Here is an 897-nt window from a genome sequence, read left to right as displayed (position 1 = left end):
CACGGAGGCGGAACGGCGACAACACAATCAACCGAAAAAAATCCGGTATCAACAAACATGGCACACTATTGAGTTCTCAAACAACAGACCGATCGTCCCGGAACTGGCCCCGGACGCCGTCGATGATTTTTTGTCGTCCCGGCCCGGCGATCTCTCGCTCCTGCCCGGGGCAACCTCTCCAGCCTATCCACCCCGTTCCTCCCTCGCAAATCGCCGTCCCCCGCGCAGCGGGCTTCGGCTCGACGAAGAGTGGGTGGGTGTTTCGACCGGAGGTCGTCGTCACCGTACGGGGCGATCTCTCGCGTCCCCTGCGGCGACCCGGATTACATTACACACGCTCCCGGAGCCGGTCAAAACGGTCCGCGGGTGCCCGTTCCGGGCGCCGGTCCCGTCCCTCCGGCGGCCCCGGGCCCGGGCCGCGGGTCACCGTCGGGCCGTGCCCGAGCGGGTCCACGAGCGGTGCGGGAGGTGGTGCGTAGGCTGATGGCATCCGTGTTCCCGCGAACCGAAAGGACAGCAGATGAGCACCTCACCGGAAGACCTGCCGGAGGAGCCCGACACCTACGAGGGCGCCGCGGAGACCGACCCCGAGCACTGGCGCGACGACCCGCTCGTCCGGACCCCGGAGGCCGAGGTCTCGGACGGGCGCGCCGACCCCGAGCACCCCGAGGTCCCCTCGGAGCAGCAGCTGCGCGACGAGACGGCGGAGGCCCGCTACGAGGCCGGGGACGAGCAGGTGCCGCCGGAGGAGCCGGCGCTGGGCGAGGCGCTGGAGGATCTCGACGTCCCCGAGGACCCCGCGTTCGAGGACGAGATCGACTCGAGCAACGACTCCTTCCACGGCGGCGGGGACCCGCTCTCCTGACCGCCCGGAACGCACGGCGCCGCCAGCGGCGC

General features: G+C 70.2%; 1 protein-coding gene. It reads left to right on the top strand.

The genetic code is table 11. The features are described 5' to 3' along the window. Window positions 1-520 precede the first annotated feature (520 nt). Window positions 521-865, top strand: a complete 345-nt coding sequence (locus ACH9EU_RS14225) for a hypothetical protein (RefSeq protein WP_396414570.1) — start codon at window positions 521-523, stop codon at window positions 863-865. Window positions 866-897 lie beyond the last annotated feature (32 nt).

It is taken from the genome of Kocuria rhizosphaerae (genome assembly GCF_044462265.1).
GTDB lineage: Bacteria > Actinomycetota > Actinomycetes > Actinomycetales > Micrococcaceae > Kocuria > Kocuria rhizosphaerae.
Note: the sequence above shows the minus strand (reverse complement) of the source record. Positions and strands in the feature narration are given on the sequence as shown.